Genomic DNA, 17,517 nt, shown 5'->3' with positions numbered 1-17,517 from the left:
GCCCCGTACTGCGTCCGCGGTAGCACGGCCCGGCCCCCGGTACCGGAGGTGAGGGGGGTACCGGGGGCCGCGCGCGGGGAGGGGGGCTCAGGCCTCCTGGGTGTCCTCGGGGATGGACACCAGCCAGCGGGTGTCCTGGCGCGGGCGGAGGTAGAGGGCCCAGTAGAGGGTGGCGACGAGGGTGATGCCGCCGGTCCAGATCAGGTACGAGACCTCCTGCTCGACCAGGATGTAGACGAGGACGGCGATCAGCAGGACCGGCATGGCGGGCCACAGCGGCATCCGCCAGGCCTTGCGGGTGCCGTGGTGGCCGCGGCGGGCGAGCAGGGCGGCGACGGCGACCAGCAGGTAGAGGGCGGTGACGGCGACGCCGGTCACGCCGTAGAGGGTGTCCAGGTTGACGAAGCAGAGGAACGCGCCGGGGACGCCCACGACCAGGGTGGCGACCCAGGGGGAGCCGAAGCGGCCGAGCTTGGACAGGGCGTTGTTGACCGGCGAGGGCCAGGCCTTGTCGCGGGCGGAGGCGAACAGGACGCGGGAGTTCTGGATGACCATCACGATGCCCGCGTTGATGATCGCGAGGGCGACGCAGAGGCTGACGAAGGTGCCGACCGCCGAGTTGCTCCAGGCGATGACCATTTGGGAGATGTTGCCGCCGGTCAGGGAGGTCAGGTCACCGGCGCCCAGGGTGATCGCGGTGACCGGCACCAGGATGACCACGCTGGAGATGGCGAGCGTCGCGAGGACGGTGCGGGCGACGTTGCGGCGCGGGTTCTCCAGTTCCTCGGAGAGGTAGACGGCGGTGGAGAAGCCCTGGGTGGCGAAGAGCGCGATGGCGAGTCCCGAGAGGACCATCATGGCCGTCACCGGGTTGACGTGGGCGTGCTCGCCGGCGATCTGGAAGGAGGTGAGGGCGCCAAGACCGCGGTGGGAGTGGGCGAAGCCGAGGACGGCGACGACACCGGCCGCGATGACCTCGAGCACCAGGAAGATGCCGGTGATCCAGGCGTTGGCGCGCAGGTCGAGCAGGCCCGCGAGGGTGGCCGCGATCATCACACCGGCGCCCGTCCAGGACGGGTCGAGGTGGACGAGCGGGGCGAGGTAGTCGGCGGTGCCCATCGCGATGACCGGGGGGACGATCATCACGACGAGGAGCGACATCACGAAGGCCAGCCAGCCGGACAGCCGGCCCGCCAGGGTGGAGACCATGGCGTACTCGCCGCCCGCGCTGGGGATCAGGGTGCCCAGCTCCGAGTAGCAGAAGGCGACCGGGATGCAGAGCAGCGCGCCGATGGCGAGGCAGAGCGCGGTCGCCGTGCCCAGGCTGGAGAACAGGTCCGGCACGATCACGAAGAGCGTGGAGGCCGGTGTGACGCACGAGAGGGTGAGCAGGGTGCCGCCGACCACGCCGATGGAGCGCTTGAGCTTCTGAGGGCTGTCCGTGGCCTCTGGGAGGCTCGTCTCGACAGGGCGGAGCGTGTCGGTCATGCGGCGGAATCCGATCGACTCGTGTCGTGCGTGAGGGTGAGGGGTCGGGAGCGCTATCGCCTCCGGCGGATCGTCGTCGTACGGTCGTCTTCGTCCGCTCCCGGCGCCCATAGGGAACCTCGACGAAAACCACCACGTCAATGGCTGTTTACCTTCGGAATCCGCACCAGGGACCCGCACCGCTGTGGATCAGATTCGCAGGCAACAAGGCCCCATTGGTGCATCCATCAAGCCTGTATGTGATCTGACCTTGCTTTCGAAGGTCATCTCTCGGCAACCCCTTCGTCACCCGTTTCATCCACATGAACGGGAACCGCAGCCGACGTTTCAAAAAAATGTCAGGCCGTCCGGTATCCGGACGGCCTGACGAGAGAAGAGCGGGGGTACTACGTCACGCTCAGTGGTTGCGTGGGAACCCGAGGTCGACACCGGCGGGGGCGTCGGCCGGGTCGGGCCAGCGGGTGGTGACGACCTTGCCGCGGGTGTAGAAGTGCGTGCCGTCGTTGCCGTAGATGTGGTGGTCGCCGAAGAGCGAGTCCTTCCAGCCACCGAAGGAGTGGTAGCCCACCGGCACCGGGATCGGCACGTTCACGCCGACCATCCCGGCCTCGATCTCCAGCTGGAAGCGGCGGGCGGCGCCGCCGTCCCGGGTGAAGATCGCGGTGCCGTTGCCGAACGGCGAGGCGTTCATGAGGGCCACGCCCTCGTCGTACGTGTCCACGCGCAGCACGCACAGCACCGGGCCGAAGATCTCGTCCTGGTACGCCTTGGCGGTCGTCGGCACCTTGTCCAGCAGCGAGATGCCGATCCAGTGGCCGTCCTCGTACCCCTCGACCGTGTGGCCGGTGCCGTCCAGGACCACCTCGGCGCCCTCGGCGGCCGCGCCGGTGACGTAGGAGGCCACCTTGTCGCGGTGGGCGGCGGTGATCAGCGGGCCCATCTCCGAGGCGGGGTCGTTGCCCGGACCGATCTTGATCTTCTCGGCGCGCTCGCGGATCTTCGCCACCAGCTCGTCGCCGATGGCGCCGACCGCGACGACCGCCGAGATCGCCATGCAGCGCTCGCCGGCCGAGCCGTAGGCAGCGGAGACGGCCGCGTCGGCCGCCGCGTCCAGGTCGGCGTCCGGCAGCACCAGCATGTGGTTCTTGGCGCCGCCCAGGGCCTGCACCCGCTTGCCGTTGGCGGAGGCGGTGGTGTGGATGTAGCGGGCGATCGGGGTGGAGCCGACGAAGGAGACGGCCTTGACGTCCGGGTGCTCCAGGAGCCGGTCCACGGCCACCTTGTCGCCGTGCACCACGTTGAACACACCGTCCGGGAGCCCGGCCTCGGCCAGCAGCTCGGCGATGCGCAGGGAGGCGGAGGGGTCCTTCTCGCTCGGCTTGAGCACGAAGGTGTTGCCGGTCGCGATGGCGATCGGGAACATCCACATCGGGACCATCGCCGGGAAGTTGAACGGCGTGATGCCCGCGACCACGCCGAGCGGCTGGCGGATCGAGGCCACGTCCACGCGGCTGGCGACCTGGGTGGACAGCTCGCCCTTGAGCTGCACGTTGATGCCGCAGGCCAGGTCCACGATCTCCAGGCCGCGGGCGACCTCGCCGAGCGCGTCGGAGTGCACCTTGCCGTGCTCGGCGGTGATCAGCTCCGCGATCTCGTCGCGGTGCGCGTCCAGCAGCGCCCGGAACCTGAAGAGGATCGTGGTGCGCTGCGCGAGCGAGGACTGGCCCCAGGTCGCGAAGGCGTCCTTGGCGGCGGCGACCGCGGCGTCCACCTCCTCGACGGAGGCGAAGGCGACCTTGGTGGTGACCGCGCCGGTCGCGGGGTCGGTGACCGGCCCGTACGTGCCCGACGCGCCTTCGGCGGTCTTCCCGCCGATCCAGTGGTTGACGATCTTCGTCATGCCCAGAGACTCCTTACTCACAGATGGCGGCGTCGGGTCGAGACGTGCCGTTCGTACTGCTCACGTGCCGTGACCGCGGGTGTTCGGGTCGCGCTCGCGGCCACGGGAACATCCCACCAGGCCTGTGCCTCGGGCGCGCCCGACACAGTGTCGGACGTTTCGGTCTCGACGTAGACACATGTGGGAGTGTCGGCGGTCCGCGCCTCGGCGAGCGCCGCGCGCAGTTCCCGCACGCTCCCCGCCCGCAGTACCCGCATCCCCAGGCTGGCCGCGTTGGTCGCGAGATCGACGGGCAGCGGGGCGCCCGTGTAGGTGCCCTCCTCCGTCCGAAACCGGTACGCGGTGCCGAACCGCTCGCCGCCCACCGCCTCCGACAGCCCCCCGATGGACGCGTACCCGTGGTTCTGCACCAGCAGCACCTTGATCGCGATGCCCTCCTGTACGGCGGTCACGATCTCGGTCGGCAGCATCAGATACGTGCCGTCCCCGACCAGCGCCCAGACCTCGCGCTCGGGCGCCGCCAGCTTCACGCCGAGCGCGGCCGGGATCTCGTAGCCCATGCAGGAGTAGCCGTACTCCAGGTGGTACTGGTCGCGGGAGCGCGCCCGCCACAGCTTGTGCAGATCGCCGGGGAGCGAACCGGCCGCGTTGATCACGATGTCCGACTCGTCCACCAGGGCGTCCAGCGCGCCGAGGACCTGCGGCTGGGTCGGCCGCGCGTCGGGGTCGGGGCTCGCGAAGCAGGCGTCGACGCGCCGCTCCCAGTGCTCCTTGGCGGCCGTGTACGCGTCCCTGTAGGCGCCGTCCGTCCTGTACGGCGCCAGCGCCCCGGTCAGCTCCTCCAGGCCGGTGCGGGCGTCCGCGACCAGGGGCAGCGCGGCCAGTTTGTGGGCGTCGTGGGGCGCGATGTTGAGGTGCAGGAAGCGGACGCCGGGGTGCTGGAAGAGGGTGCCGGAGGCGGTGGTGAAGTCGGTGAAGCGGGTGCCGACGCCGATCACCAGGTCGGCGGCGCGCGCCAGTTCGTCGGCGGTCGCGGTGCCGGTGTGGCCGATCCCGCCGACGTCCTGCGGATGGTCGTACCGCAGCGCGCCCTTGCCCGCCTGGGTGGACGCCACGGGGATGCCGGTCGCCTCGGCGAACGCGGCGAGGGCCGCCTCGGCGCGGCTGTGGCGGACCCCGCCGCCCGCGACGAGGAGGGGGCGGCGGGCGGCCCGGACGGCGGCTGCCGCGCGGGCCAGTTCGGCGGGGTCCGGGCCCGGGCGGCGTACGGTCCACACCCGCTCGGCGAAGAACTCCTCGGGCCAGTCGTACGCCTCCGCCTGCACGTCCTGCGGCAGGGCGAGGGTGACCGCACCGGTCTCCACGGGGTCGGTGAGCACCCGCACGGCCGCGAGCGCGCTCGGGATCAGCTGCTCGGGGCGGGTGATCCGGTCGAAGTAGCGGGAGACCGGGCGCAGCGTGTCGTTGACCGAGACGTCGCCCGCGTACGGCACCTCCAGCTGCTGGAGGACCGGGTCGGCGGGGCGGGTGGCGAAGACGTCGCCGGGGAGCAGCAGAACGGGGAGGTGGTTGACGGTGGCGAGGGCGGCGCCGGTGACGAGGTTGGTGGCGCCGGGCCCGATCGAGGTCGTCACCGCGTGGGTGGCGAGGCGGCCGCACTGGCGGGCGTAGCCGACGGCCGCGTGCACCATGGACTGCTCGTTGCGGCCCTGGTGGTACGGCATCACGCCCGCGTACTCGACCAGCGCCTGCCCGATGCCCGCGACGTTTCCGTGGCCGAAGATGCCCCAGGTGGCGCCGATCAGCCGGTGGCGCTCGCCGTCGCGTTCGGTGTGCTGGGCGGTGAGGAAGCGGACGAGCGCCTGGGCGACGGTGAGCCGGGTCGTCATCGGTAGCCCCCGGTGGTCTCGGTGTGGTCGGGGTGGAAGCGGATCCGCCACTCCCTGCTCTCGCCGGGCCCGGCCATCACGTTCAGGTAGTACATGGCGTGTCCCGGCTGGGCGATCGAGGGGCCGTGCCAGCCGTCGGGGACGAGGACGGCGTCGCCGGAGCGGACCTCGGCGAGGACGTCGGCGCCGCCCGGGCGGGAGGGGAACACCCGCTGGTAGCCGAGGCCGCCGGGGCCCTCGATCTCGAAGTAGTAGATCTCCTCCAGCTCGCATTCCTCGCCCGGCCGGTGCTCGTCGTGCTTGTGCGGCGGGTACGAGGACCAGTTGCCGCCGGGGGTGAGGACCTCGACGGCGATCAGCCGGTCGCAGTCGAACGCGTCGGCGGCGGCGAAGTTGCGCACCAGGCGGGCGCAGGTGCCGCTGCCGCGCCGTTCGACGGGGACCTCCGGCGCGGGGCCGTAGCGGGCGGGGAGTCGTCGCTCGCACTTCGCTCCTGCCAGGGCGAAGCGGCCTCCCGCGCCGGAGGCGATCTGGACCCGGGCGTCACGGGGCGCGTACGCGAAGTCCGAGGGCCCCGCGAACACGCTGTCCCGACCCAGGAGTTGGAACTCGCTTTCCTCGATTCGAACGGTACATCCGCCTTCCAGCGGAAGCACGATCCACTCACTGTTCCCGGTGATGAACGTATGGCTACCACCCGGGGACAACTCGACGATACGCAGGGCGCTGTACGTCCAACCGGCGCGCTCGGGGCGGATGTCGAGGGCGTACTCGGCGCTCGCCGCGGTGCCTCGGGGCAGATACAGATCGTCGCTGGTCATGCGGCCTCTCGCAGCAGTGCGGTGGCGGTGTCCACGGCGGCGGCCACATCGCCGTCCGCCGGGTAGAGCAGCGAACGGCCGGCCACCAGACCGCGCACGGTGGGCAAGTGGAGCGCGCCGCGCCACTTCTCGTGGGCGGCGTTCCGGTCGGCGGGTGCGTCGCCTATGTCGCCGCCGAGCAGTACGGCGGGGAGGGTGGAGGCGGCCAGGACGCGGGGCATGTCCCGCGGGTCCTCGGTCACCGGCACCTTCAGCCAGGTGTAGGCCGAACTGCCGCCGAGGCCCGAGGCGATGGCGATGGCGCGGGTCACGGCCTCGGCGGAGAGGTCGTTGACGAGTGCGCCCGCGGGGGTGCGGCGGCTGATGAAGGGCTCCACGAAGACCGGGAGCCGGCGTGCGGCCATCGCGTCGACGGCGCGGGCGGCGGACTCCAGGGTGGTCAGGGAGCCGGGGTCGGTGTAGTCGAGGCGCAGCAGCAGCTTGCCCGCGTCGAAGCCGAGGCGGTCGATGTCCTCGGGGCGGTATCCGGTGAACCGGTCGTCCAGTTCGAAGTGCGCGCCGCGCAGCCCGCCGCGGTTCATCGAGCCCATGACCACCTTGTTCTCCAGGGCGCCGAGCAGCAGCAGGTCGTCCAGGATGTCGGCGGTGGCGAGGACGCCGTCGACGCCGGGCCTGGACAGCGCGAGGCGCAGGCGTCCGAGCAGGTCGGCGCGGTCGGCCATGGCGAGTGCGCGGTCGCCGACGGCGAGGGCGCCGCGGGCGGGGTGGTCGGCGGCGACGATCAGCAGCCGGCCGGTGTCGTTCAGCAGGGGCCGCCGCCTGCGCCGGGCGGCGGCCTCGGCGATCGCCTCGGGGTTCCGGGCCCGGACGCGGACCAGGTCCGCGATGTCCACGGCGCCGCTCCGGTCACGCGGACCAGGTCCGCGATGTCCACGGCGCCGCTCCGGTCCGCGCGCCCGGTCCGGTCCGGGGGGCCGCTCCGGGCCGGGGAGCCGCTCCGGTCCGGGGGGCCGCTCCGGTCCGGGGGGCTGCCCGTGCTCATCGCACGGCTCCGGCGGCGAGTGCGGCGGCCACCTCGTCCGCCGTGGGCATCGCGGAGGAGCACTCCAGGCGGGAGGCGACGATGGCGCCGGCCGCATTGGCGCTCCGCAGGGTGGTCTCCAGGTCCCAGCCGGAGAGCAGCCCGTGGCACAGCGAGCCGCCGAACGCGTCCCCGGCGCCGAGGCCGTTGAGGACGGTGACGGGGAGCGGGGGCACCTCCACCACCGCGCCGTCCGCGCTGACGGCGAGAACCCCCTTGGGCCCCTGTTTCACCACCGCGAGCCGGACCCCCGCGGCCAGCAACGCCCGTGCGGCGGCGTGCGGTTCGCGCGTGCCGGTGGCGATCTCCACCTCGTCCAGATTGCCGACGGCGACGGTGGTGTGCCGCAGCGCCTCGGCGTAGAAGGGGCGGGCCGCCTCGGGGTCGCGCCAGAACATCGGGCGCCAGTCGAGGTCGAAGACGGTGATGCCGGTCGCCTCCCGGTGGGCGAGGGCGGCGAGGGTGGCCGTACGGGAGGGTTCCTCGCTGAGTCCGGTGCCGGTCACCCAGAAGACGCGGGCGGCGGCGATGGCGCCGAGGTTCAGCTCGCCCGCCTCGATCTCCAGGTCGGGGGCCTTGGGCTGCCGGTAGAAGTACAGCGGGAAGTCGTCCGGCGGGAAGATCTCGCAGAAGGTGACGGGGGTGGGCAGTCCGGGCACGGAGGTGACCCAGCGGTCGTCGACCCCGAAGGCGCGCAACGCGTCGTGCAGATAGGCGCCGAAGGGGTCGTCGCCGGTACGGGTGATCACGGCGGTGGTCCGGCCCAGCCGCGCCGCCGCCACCGCGACGTTGGTCGCCGAGCCGCCGAGGAACTTGCCGAAGGACGTCACCTGCGCGAGCGGGACCCCGGCCTGGAGCGGATACAGGTCCACCCCGATCCGGCCCATGGTGATCAGGTCGTACGCCATCGGCTCCCCTTCGTCACGGCTCCCCCGGCTTTGTCGCGGCTCCCCGGCTTTCTAGTCCTGCCCACGGAACACTGTCAATGCTTTGTCCGGACATTCGGACGATGGGGATCTCGCACGCGTTCCCGGCGCCGGGGCCGGCCATGCGCGTACCCGCGCCCCACTTTGCGTCAGCTGTGTCACAAATACCCCTCTTCTGTCACACATGTAGCGCGTACGCGGGCACCGCGTCACACCCGGTCGACAGGGGCTGACCGTTGGTGACGGTGCGTCGTTGTCCGGGCGCAGGCTTGATGATCGCCAGCGCAGCGCCCGGTTCCCCCGACGGCCGTCCCCGGCCGCCGCCGCGGTGCGCGCGGGGAGGTGCAGCCCATGACCGACCGCCGGCTCTGGTCCTACAAGGAGATCGCGGCGCACATCAAGGTGCAGCCGGACACCGTGCGGTCGTACCGCAAGCACGGGCTGCTGCCGCCGCCGGACCATGTGGAGGGCGGCAAGCCCTACTGGTACGCCGACACCGTCCGCGCCTGGGTCGCCGCCCGGCCGAGCAGCCGCGGCCGCCGCCCCGACTGAGGTCCCCCGCCGCGCGTCCCGCCGCCTACAGCGCGGTCACGACCACGGCTCGATGACGGTCGCCCCGGCCCCCGGCGCCTCCCCCATCCGGGCGAGGGCCGCCGGGGCCGCGTCGAGCGGGACGGCGGAGGTCACCAGGAGGTCCGGGCGCAGGACGCCGGAGCGGATCAGTTCCAGCATGCCGGGGCAGGTGTGGGCGGCCATGCCGTGGCTGCCCAGGAGTTCCAGTTCCAGCGCGATCGCGCGGGCCATCGGCACCGGGGTGGTGCCCTCGGCCGAGGGCAGCAGTCCGACCTGGACGTGCCGGCCACGACGGCGCAGCGAGTTGACGGAGGCGGCACAGGTGGCGGGCGAGCCGAGGGCGTCCAGGGAGAGATGGGCGCCGCCGCCGGTCAACTCCCGTACCGCGGCGGCCGCATCGGGCACCGTGCTCGCGTCCAGGCAGTGCGCCGCGCCGAACCTCCGGGCCAGCTCCAGCGCCCCGGGCGCGATGTCGACGGCGACCACCCGTGCCCCGGCCGCCGCCGCGATCATCACCGCGGACAGGCCGACCCCGCCGCAGCCGTGCACCGCGACCCACTGTCCGGCCGCCGCCCGCCCCTGCCGCACCACGGCACGGAAGGCGGTGGCGAAGCGGCAGCCGAGGCCCGCGGCGGTGCCGTACGCCATGCCGTCCGGGATCGTCACCAGGCCGTGCCAGTCGCTGCGCCGCCGCCCGTGGGACTTCACGCGTACGGCGCAGGAGAACGGCGACGAACCGGCACATCTGCCTAAGGTGCGGAGGAATCACCCACCACCCCCTCGCACCCCCTTCCCGCACCACCCGGTGACCCGCCCCTGCCCCCGCCCGACGGGACGACCCACGTGAGCCACCCCCCGCCGCCCGGCACCCCCAAGGCCCGTATCCCCCATCCGCAGCAACCCCCGCCCCCGTACCCGCGCATCGGCGCGGGCCTGTGGCGGCGCTGCCTGGTCGGCGGGCTCGCGGTGTGGGGGCCGGCCGCGGGACTGGCCCTCGCGACCCGGAGCACGGCGGCGCTCGCGGTGCCCGTCCTGCTGGGCGCGTTCCTGGCGCCGGTGGCCTTCGTGCTGTGGGCGTACGAGCGGCATGGCCGGGACCTCGGCGTCAGCGCGGTGCTCGGCTGCTTCCTGGCGGGCGGCGCGCTCGGCGTGCTCGGCGCCTGCCTCGCGGCCGCGGCCACGCCCCACCCCTCCCCGGGCCGGTATCTGACCGTCGCCCTGGCCGAGGAGGCGGCCAAGCTGGCGGCGCTGGCGTTCGCGCTGCGCCGACAGCCGGCCGTCCACGGGATGCGGGCCGGTCTTGTGCTGGGCGCCGCCGTGGGCGCCGGCTTCGCGGCCCTGGAGAGCATCGGGCACGCCCTCGACGCGGCCCTGTGGGCGCCGGACCCCTGGGGGCAGCTGGAGACGGAGCTGGTGCGCGGGCTGCTCGCGCCCCTCGGGCAGGGCGCCTGGACCGCGGTCGCGGGCGGTGTGCTGCTGGCGCTGCGCCGCCCCGACGGCCGCTTCCGGTACGCCCCGCCGGTGGTCGCCGCCGGGATGGGTGCCGCCCTGCTGCACGCGCTGGCGGACACGGCGCGCGGCCTTTCGCCCTGGCTGGTCGTACGGCTCACCGGCCGGGGCGTGGACAGCGGACTGTTCGCGCCGGGGTACCCGCCGCAGCCGAGCGCCGCCCAGCAGCATCTGCTGACCCTGGTCTGCGCCCTCGGCCCGGCCCTCGTCGCGCTGGCCGGACTCTTCTGGGCGCTGTCACTCGCCCGACGCAATCCTCCGTATCCTCCTTGGAAAAATACCCCCTAGGGGTATACTCTGGCGAGGGTGGGGAAACCATCGGGAACAGCACCGGCGAACACCACCGGCCCCACGTGCCACGACGAGGAGAACGACATGAGCGCCCAGACCGACACCCCGGCCTCCGTCACCACCGTCTACCAGGTGACCGGCATGAGCTGCGGGCACTGCGAGGGATCCGTCTCCGGCGAGATCTCCCAGCTCCCCGGCGTCACCTCGGTGAAGGCCGTCGCGTCGAGCGGTGAGGTGACCGTCGTCTCCGCGGCCCCACTGGACGACGAGGCCGTCCGCGCCGCCGTGGACGAGGCCGGCTTCGAGCTGGCCGGCAAGGCCTGAGCACCGCCCTTCCACAGTCCCGACCGGCCGTGCCGACCAGCTGATACTGGCTCCGTGCGGTCCGGTCCGATGTCTGGAGTCCGGACATGACCAGCACCATCGCAGAGCAAGCAGAACAAGCGGACACCGCCATAACCGCGGCGTCCTCGGGTACGACGTCCGAGGTCGAGCTGCTCATCGGCGGGATGACCTGCGCCTCCTGCGCGGCCCGCGTCGAGAAGAAGCTCAACCGGATGGACGGCGTCAGCGCCACCGTCAACTTCGCCACCGAGAAGGCGAAGGTCAGCTACGGCACGGACGTCGAGGTCGCCGACCTGATCGCCACCGTCGTCAAGACCGGGTACACCGCCGAGGAACCCGCCCCGCCGCGGCCCGAACCCGAGGCCGCGGCCCCGGATTCCGCCGGGCGCGACCCCGAACTCGGCGCGCTGCGCCACCGGCTGCTCGTCTCCGCGCTGCTCGCGCTGCCCGTCGTGCTGCTCGCGATGATCCCGGCCCTCCAGTTCGACAACTGGCAGTGGCTCTCCCTCACCCTCGCCGCGCCCGTCGTCGTCTGGGGCGGGGCGCCCTTCCACCGCGCCGCCTGGACCAACGCCCGGCACGGCGCGGCCACCATGGACACCCTGGTCTCGGTCGGCACGCTGGCCGCGTTCGGCTGGTCGCTGTGGGCGCTGTTCCTCGGCCGCGCCGGGATGACCGGCATGCACGACGAGTTCCGCCTCACCGTCTCCCGGATGGACGGCGCCTCCACCATCTATCTGGAGGTCGCCTCCGGCGTCATCGCGCTGATCCTGCTCGGCCGCTATCTGGAGGCCCGCTCCAAGCGGCGCGCGGGCGCGGCCCTGAAGGCGCTGCTGGAGCTGGGCGCCAAGGACGTGGCGGTGCTGCGGGAGGGGCGTGAGGTGCGGGTGCCGGTCTCGGCGCTGGCGGTCGGCGACCGGTTCGTCGTACGGCCCGGCGAGAAGGTCGCCACCGACGGCACCGTGGTCGAGGGCGTCTCCGCGGTCGACGCCGCCATGCTGACCGGCGAGTCGGTGCCGGTGGACGTCGGCCCAGGCGACCAGGTCACCGGCGCCACGGTCAACGCGGGCGGACGGCTCGTCGTCGAGGCCACCCGGGTCGGCGCCGACACCCAGCTCGCGCGGATGGCCAGGCTGGTGGAGGACGCGCAGAACGGCAAGGCCGAGGTGCAGCGGCTGGCCGACCGGGTCGCCGCGGTGTTCGTGCCCGTGGTCATCCTGATCGCGCTCGCCACCTTCGGTGTCTGGCTCGGCGTCACCGGGGACGCGGTCTCCGCGTTCACCGCCGCCGTCGCCGTGCTGATCATCGCCTGCCCCTGTGCGCTGGGCCTCGCCACGCCGACCGCGCTGATGGTCGGTACCGGGCGTGGCGCCCAGCTCGGCATCCTGATCAAGGGCCCCGAGGTCCTGGAGTCCACCCGCCGCGTCGACACCGTCGTCCTGGACAAGACCGGCACCGTCACCACCGGCCGGATGACCCTCCAGACGGTGTACGCCGCCGACGGCACGGACGAGAAGGAGCTGCTCCGCCTCGCGGGCGCCCTGGAGCACGCCTCCGAGCACCCGGTCGCCCGCGCCATCGCGGCCGGGGCCGAGGAGCGCGCCGGCGCACTCCCCGCGGTCGAGCACTTCGAGAACGTCCCCGGGCGGGGCGTGCGCGGGCGCGTGGAGGGCCATGAGGTGGCCGTGGGGCGCCTGTACGACGACGTTCCCGAGGACCTGGCCCGCGCGGCCGCCGAGGCCGAGCGGGAGGGCCGTACGGCCGTCCTGGCGGGCTGGGACGGCCGGGCCCGCGGGGTCCTCGCGGTCGCCGACGCGATCAAGGACAGCAGCGCCGAGGCGATCCGCGAGCTGCGCGCCCTCGGGCTGACGCCGGTGCTGCTCACCGGGGACAACCGGACGGTCGCCGAGTCGGTCGCCAGGGCCGTCGGCATCGACGCGGCCCAGGTGTACGCCGAGGTGCTGCCCGAGGACAAGGTGGACGTCGTACGGCGCCTCCAGGCCGAGGGCCGGGCGGTGGCCATGGTCGGCGACGGGGTCAACGACGCGGCCGCCCTCGCCACCGCCGATCTGGGCCTCGCGATGGGCACCGGCACGGACGCGGCGATCGAGGCGGGCGATCTGACGCTGGTCCGCGGTGACCTGCGGACGGCCGCCGACGCGATCCGGCTGTCCCGGCGGACGCTGACCACCATCAAGGGCAACCTCGTCTGGGCGTTCGGCTACAACGTGGCCGCGCTGCCGCTGGCCGCCGCGGGCCTGCTGAACCCGATGATCGCGGGCGCCGCGATGGCGTTCTCCTCGGTCTTCGTGGTGACCAACAGCCTGCGGCTGCGCCGGTTCCGGTGAGATTCCGCTCGAAGTCGAAACCGGAGTCCCTCTAGAGACGGGCGCGAGCCTCACATAAGCTCTTCACAAGGCTCGCGCATCTTCCTTACGCGCAGGCCCCGATCGACAGATCGGGGCTCTTGCGCATCAAAGGGACATATGCAAGAGACGCAGATCACAGTGATGTGAACGTAACCATCGAAGGGGTTCGAAGGTCTAAGTTGGCGATGTCGGATCGGCGTCTTGGGGGGCGCTGTTCCGGCGTCTGGGGATGTCTTGGGGGACGTCTCCGGAGATGCGTTGCCGGGGCACGTACACCGGGAAGTCTTTGAGCGGCCCTCCCGGCGTGCCTGTCCCGGCAGACCGCAATCGACAGCGATTCAGGCGCTGTCCTCTCTGAGCGCCCGGCCCGGATCCCGTGGGGGGAATCCGCACCGGGACATGGGAAGGCGCCCTGGTCGTCGGCCCGTGGGGGGACCGGCGTCTCAGGGCGCCTTCTTCTTTGCCTGTGTCCCAGGCGGTGCCGTCAGGCTCAGCGGGCCTCGACCGGCACGAAGTCGCGCTCGACCACGCCCGTGTAGATCTGGCGCGGGCGGCCGATGCGGGAACCGGGCTCCTTGATCATCTCGGTCCACTGGGCGATCCAGCCCGGGAGGCGGCCGAGGGAGAACAGCACGGTGAACATCTCGGCCGGGAAGCCCATGGCCCGGTAGATCAGACCGGTGTAGAAGTCCACGTTCGGGTAGAGGCTGCGCGAGACGAAGTAGTCGTCGGAGAGCGCGTGCTCCTCCAGCTTGAGCGCGATGTCCAGCAGCTCGTCGGACTTGCCGAGGGCCGAGAGGACGTCGTGCGCGGCGGCCTTGATGATCTTGGCGCGCGGGTCGAAGTTCTTGTAGACCCGGTGGCCGAAGCCCATCAGGCGGACGCCGTCCTCCTTGTTCTTCACCTTGCGGATGAAGGTGTCGACGTCGGAGCCCGAGTCGCGGATGCCTTCCAGCATCTCCAGGACGGACTGGTTGGCGCCGCCGTGCAGCGGGCCCCACAGCGCGTTGATGCCGGCCGAGATCGACGCGAACATGTTGGCCTGCGAGGAGCCGACGAGGCGGACCGTGGAGGTCGAACAGTTCTGCTCGTGGTCGGCGTGCAGGATCAGCAGCTTGTCCAGCGCGGAGACGACGACCGGGTCCAGCTCGTACTCGTCGGCGGGGACCGAGAAGGTCATGCGCAGGAAGTTCTCGACGTAGCCGAGGTCGTTGCGCGGGTAGACGAACGGGTGGCCGATCGACTTCTTGTACGCGTACGCCGCGATCGTCGGAAGCTTGGCGAGCAGCCGGATCGTGGAGAGGTTGCGCTGCTTCTCGTCGAACGGGTTGTGGCTGTCCTGGTAGAAGGTGGACAGCGCCGAGACGACCGAGGACAGCATGGCCATCGGGTGGGCGTCGCGCGGGAAGCCCTTGTAGAAGTTCTTGACGTCCTCGTGCAGCAGCGTGTGCCGCGTGATCTCGCCCTTGAACGTCGTCAGCTCGTCGACGGTGGGCAGCTCACCGTTGATCAGCAGGTAGGCCACCTCCAGGAAGGTGGAGCGCTCGGCCAGCTGCTCGATGGGGTAGCCGCGGTAGCGGAGGATGCCCGCCTCGCCGTCGAGGTAGGTGACCGCGGATTTATAGGCGGCCGTGTTGCCGTACCCGCTGTCGAGGGTCACCAGCCCGGTCTGGGCGCGCAGCTTCCCGATGTCGAAGCCCTTGTCGCCGACGGTGCTGTCGACCACCGGGTAGGTGTACTCGCCGTCGCCGTACCGCAGTACTACAGAGTTGTCGCTCACGTCTTCCCTCACCGACGTAGTGCCTCATCTTCGAGGTGCCCTGACTGTCTCTACCATCCCCCATTTGGCTCAGGAGAGTGCACTCGGGGTCGACCATTGGGCCTATTGACGGCACTCAGTGCCGCCAACCTGCTCATCCTGCCCCCTCGGAGAGGCATCTGGAAGTGCTCTGTGACCTTCACGACTCATTTGATCGATCATTTTTTCCCGGCGAGTCTGAAGTCCAGGGCTGTACACCGCCGTCCGGCTGACACCGTGCGTACGGCCTGGCCGATCGCCCGGCGCGAACCCACCAGCACAACCAGCTTCTTGGCCCGGGTGACGGCCGTGTAGAGCAGGTTCCGTTGCAGCATCATCCATGCTCCCGTGGTGACGGGAATCACCACGGCGGGATATTCACTTCCCTGTGAACGATGGATGGTCACCGCGTACGCGTGTGCGAGTTCGTCCAGTTCGTCGTATTCATACGGAACCTCCTCGTCCTCGTCCGTCAGCACGGTGAGCCGCTGGTCGACGGGATCGAGCGCGGTGACGACGCCCACGGTGCCGTTGAAGACCCCGTTCTTCCCCTTCTCGTAATTGTTGCGAATCTGGGTCACCTTGTCGCCGACCCGGAAGACCCGGCCGCCGAACCGCTTCTCCGGTACATCGGGCCGGGCGGGCGTGATGGCCTGCTGGAGCAGCCCGTTGAGCGCCCCGGCGCCGGCCGGGCCCCGGTGCATGGGCGCGAGCACCTGCACATCGCGCCGCGGATCGAGCCCGAACCTGGCGGGCAGGCGCCGCGCCGCCACGTCCACGGTGAGCCGCCCGGCCTCCTCGGTGTCGTCCTCCACGAAGAGGAAGAAGTCCTTGAGTCCGTCGGTGAGGGGGTGCTTCCCCGCGTTGATCCGGTGCGCGTTGGTGACGACGCCGGACTGCTGGGCCTGCCGGAAGACGCGGGTGAGGCGGACGGCGGGGACCGGGCTGCCGGGCGCGAGGAGGTCGCGCAGCACCTCTCCGGCGCCGACGCTGGGCAGCTGGTCGACGTCCCCGACGAAGAGCAGATGCGCTCCGGGCGGTACGGCCTTCACCAGCTTGTTGGCGAGGAGGAGGTCCAGCATGGACGCCTCGTCCACGACCACCAGGTCGGCGTCGAGGGGCCGTTCCCGGTCGTACGCCGCGTCGCCGCCGGGCTTCAGCTCCAGCAGCCGGTGCACGGTGGAGGCCTCGGCGCCGGTCAGCTCGGCCAGCCGTTTGGCGGCGCGGCCGGTCGGGGCGGCCAGCACCACCTTGGCCCGGCGGGCGCGGGCCAGCTCCACGACGGAGCGGACGGTGAAGGACTTGCCGCAGCCGGGGCCGCCGGTGAGCACGGCGACCTTCCGGGTGAGCGCGAGCCGGACGGCGGCCTCCTGCTCGGGCGCGAGCTCGGTGCCGGTGTGCCGGCGGAGCCAGCCGAGGGCCTTGCCCCAGTCCACGTCCTGGAAGCCGGGCATCCGGTCCTCGTCGGTGCGCAGGAGGCGCAGCAGCTGGGCGGAGAGGGACAGCTCGGCGCGGTGGAAGGGGACGAGGTACACGGCGGTGACGGGCTCGCCCCCGTCCGGCCCGGGCACCTTCTCCCGTACGACACCCGGCTCTTCGCCCTCGTCGCCCTCCCGCGCGAGTTCGCCGAGGCACTCGATGACGAGCCCGGTGTCGACCTGGAGGAGTTTGACGGCGTCCGCGATGAGGCGTTCCTCGGGCAGATAGCAGTTGCCCTGGTCGGCGGACTGGGAGAGGGCGTACTGGAGGCCGGCCTTGACGCGTTCGGGGCTGTCGTGGGGGATGCCGACGGACTGGGCGATCTTGTCGGCGGTGAGGAACCCGATCCCCCAGACGTCGGCGGCGAGCCGATAGGGGTTCTTCTTCACGACGTCGATCGACTGATCCCCGTACTTCTTGTAGATCCGCACGGCGATGGAGGTGGACACCTCGACGGTCTGGAGGAAGAGCATGAGCTCCTTGATCGCCTTCTGCTCCTCCCACGCCTCGGCGATCTTCTTGGTCCGCTTGGGCCCGAGCCCCGGCACCTCGATCAGCCGCTTGGGCTCCTCCTCGATGACGCGGAGGGTGTCGACGCCGAAGTGCCGCGTGATCCGGTCGGCGAAGACGGGCCCGATCCCCTTGACGAGCCCGGAGCCGAGGTAACGCCGCATGCCCTGGACGGTGGCCGGGAGGACCGTCGAGTAGTTCTCGACCTGGAACTGTTTCCCGTGCTGGGGGTGGCTCCCCCAGCGCCCCTCCATCCGCAGGGACTCCCCGACCTGGGCCCCGAGCAGCGCCCCGACGACGGTGAGCAGATCACCCCCGCCCCTGCCCGTGTCGACCCGGGCGACGGTGTATCCGTTCTCCTCATTGGCGTACGTGATCCGCTCCAGCACACCTTCGAGCACAGCCATCCGCCGCTCACCGGTGTCGGTCCCCGCCTGTTGTGCCATGGGTCGACGGTAGCGGTGGGGGGTGACAGTGGGTGGGGGCGGCGGTCCCTCGTCATTTTCCCCTGGCATATGCAACCTCTTGCGGCCTTGCT

General features: G+C 71.7%; 12 protein-coding genes and 1 pseudogene. 4 read left to right on the top strand and 9 right to left on the bottom strand.

The features are described from left to right. Positions 1–87: 87 nt before the first annotated feature. The 6 genes from ACLF5H_RS33775 to iolC all read right to left on the bottom strand — a co-directional run bounded on the left by ACLF5H_RS33775 (position 88) and on the right by iolC (position 8,087). The gene (locus ACLF5H_RS33775; protein WP_421679825.1) at positions 88–1,488 is read right to left on the bottom strand and encodes an APC family permease; all 1,401 of its coding nucleotides are present in this window, start codon (positions 1,486–1,488) and stop codon (positions 88–90) included. A 397-nt stretch (positions 1,489–1,885) separates the two neighbouring features. Further along, a complete protein-coding gene (gene mmsA / locus ACLF5H_RS33770; protein ID WP_421679824.1) occupies positions 1,886–3,388 on the bottom strand; it encodes a CoA-acylating methylmalonate-semialdehyde dehydrogenase in 1,503 nt (500 codons plus the stop codon). A 17-nt stretch (positions 3,389–3,405) separates the two neighbouring features. Then, the gene (gene iolD / locus ACLF5H_RS33765) at positions 3,406–5,277 is read right to left on the bottom strand and encodes a 3D-(3,5/4)-trihydroxycyclohexane-1,2-dione acylhydrolase (decyclizing) (protein ID WP_421679823.1); all 1,872 of its coding nucleotides are present in this window, start codon (positions 5,275–5,277) and stop codon (positions 3,406–3,408) included. Continuing rightward, positions 5,274–6,098: a 5-deoxy-glucuronate isomerase gene (iolB, locus tag ACLF5H_RS33760; protein ID WP_421679822.1), complete on the bottom strand. Its 825-nt coding sequence runs from the start codon at positions 6,096–6,098 to the stop codon at positions 5,274–5,276. The genes iolD and iolB overlap by 4 nt, the downstream gene beginning before the upstream one ends. Next, the gene (locus tag ACLF5H_RS33755; protein WP_421679821.1) at positions 6,095–6,991 is read right to left on the bottom strand and encodes a Cgl0159 family (beta/alpha)8-fold protein; all 897 of its coding nucleotides are present in this window, start codon (positions 6,989–6,991) and stop codon (positions 6,095–6,097) included. The genes iolB and ACLF5H_RS33755 overlap by 4 nt, the downstream gene beginning before the upstream one ends. Before the next feature lie 145 nt (positions 6,992–7,136). After that, positions 7,137–8,087, bottom strand: a complete 951-nt coding sequence (gene iolC / locus ACLF5H_RS33750; RefSeq protein WP_421679820.1) for a 5-dehydro-2-deoxygluconokinase — start codon at positions 8,085–8,087, stop codon at positions 7,137–7,139. A 369-nt stretch (positions 8,088–8,456) separates the two neighbouring features. Here iolC and ACLF5H_RS33745 point away from each other — a divergent pair, with 369 nt between their 5' ends. Then, positions 8,457–8,657: a helix-turn-helix transcriptional regulator gene (locus ACLF5H_RS33745; protein ID WP_085564809.1), complete on the top strand. Its 201-nt coding sequence runs from the start codon at positions 8,457–8,459 to the stop codon at positions 8,655–8,657. A gap of 36 nt (positions 8,658–8,693) precedes the next feature. On the opposite strand, the pseudogene ACLF5H_RS33740 reads toward ACLF5H_RS33745, so the two are convergent. Continuing rightward, positions 8,694–9,347 (bottom strand): annotated as a pseudogene (locus tag ACLF5H_RS33740) (zinc-binding dehydrogenase); the annotation flags it as partial. A gap of 174 nt (positions 9,348–9,521) precedes the next feature. Between ACLF5H_RS33740 and ACLF5H_RS33735 the strand changes: the two are divergent. From ACLF5H_RS33735 to ACLF5H_RS33725, 3 genes are all read left to right on the top strand, one after another. Next, complete coding sequence (locus ACLF5H_RS33735) at positions 9,522–10,475, top strand: PrsW family glutamic-type intramembrane protease (RefSeq protein WP_421679819.1); 954 nt, start codon at positions 9,522–9,524, stop codon at positions 10,473–10,475. A gap of 87 nt (positions 10,476–10,562) precedes the next feature. Next, on the top strand, positions 10,563–10,802 hold the full coding sequence (locus tag ACLF5H_RS33730; RefSeq protein WP_093675950.1) for a heavy-metal-associated domain-containing protein: 240 nt from the start codon (positions 10,563–10,565) through the stop codon (positions 10,800–10,802). 86 nt (positions 10,803–10,888) lie between these two features. Beyond that, positions 10,889–13,171 (top strand): heavy metal translocating P-type ATPase, encoded by a 2,283-nt coding sequence (locus tag ACLF5H_RS33725; RefSeq protein ID WP_421679818.1) that lies wholly within the window; start codon positions 10,889–10,891, stop codon positions 13,169–13,171. A gap of 511 nt (positions 13,172–13,682) precedes the next feature. Here the strand turns inward: ACLF5H_RS33725 and ACLF5H_RS33720 are convergent. Continuing rightward, positions 13,683–14,972: a citrate synthase gene (locus tag ACLF5H_RS33720; RefSeq protein WP_037651658.1), complete on the bottom strand. Its 1,290-nt coding sequence runs from the start codon at positions 14,970–14,972 to the stop codon at positions 13,683–13,685. Between the two features lie 197 nt (positions 14,973–15,169). Continuing rightward, the gene (locus ACLF5H_RS33715; RefSeq protein ID WP_421679817.1) at positions 15,170–17,425 is read right to left on the bottom strand and encodes an ATP-dependent RecD-like DNA helicase; all 2,256 of its coding nucleotides are present in this window, start codon (positions 17,423–17,425) and stop codon (positions 15,170–15,172) included. Positions 17,426–17,517 lie beyond the last annotated feature (92 nt).

The sequence above is a fragment of the Streptomyces sp. LaBMicrA B280 genome (assembly GCF_049222185.1).
GTDB classification, from domain to species: domain Bacteria; phylum Actinomycetota; class Actinomycetes; order Streptomycetales; family Streptomycetaceae; genus Streptomyces; species Streptomyces murinus.
The sequence above is the reverse complement of the archived record's forward strand: the minus strand, read 5'-3'. Positions and strand labels throughout refer to the sequence as shown.

What these genes read in the sequence shown, in the direction of transcription:
- ACLF5H_RS33775 (WP_421679825.1), bottom strand. Translation starts at nt 1,488, where the DNA reads ATGACCGACACGCTCCGCCCTGTCGAGACGAGCCTCCCAGAGGCCACG.
- mmsA (WP_421679824.1), bottom strand. Translation starts at nt 3,388, where the DNA reads ATGACGAAGATCGTCAACCACTGGATCGGCGGGAAGACCGCCGAAGGC.
- iolD (WP_421679823.1), bottom strand. Translation starts at nt 5,277, where the DNA reads ATGACGACCCGGCTCACCGTCGCCCAGGCGCTCGTCCGCTTCCTCACC.
- iolB (WP_421679822.1), bottom strand. Translation starts at nt 6,098, where the DNA reads ATGACCAGCGACGATCTGTATCTGCCCCGAGGCACCGCGGCGAGCGCC.
- iolC (WP_421679820.1), bottom strand. Translation starts at nt 8,087, where the DNA reads ATGGCGTACGACCTGATCACCATGGGCCGGATCGGGGTGGACCTGTAT.
- ACLF5H_RS33745 (WP_085564809.1), top strand. Translation starts at nt 8,457, where the DNA reads ATGACCGACCGCCGGCTCTGGTCCTACAAGGAGATCGCGGCGCACATC.
- ACLF5H_RS33730 (WP_093675950.1), top strand. Translation starts at nt 10,563, where the DNA reads ATGAGCGCCCAGACCGACACCCCGGCCTCCGTCACCACCGTCTACCAG.
- ACLF5H_RS33725 (WP_421679818.1), top strand. Translation starts at nt 10,889, where the DNA reads ATGACCAGCACCATCGCAGAGCAAGCAGAACAAGCGGACACCGCCATA.
- ACLF5H_RS33715 (WP_421679817.1), bottom strand. Translation starts at nt 17,425, where the DNA reads ATGGCACAACAGGCGGGGACCGACACCGGTGAGCGGCGGATGGCTGTG.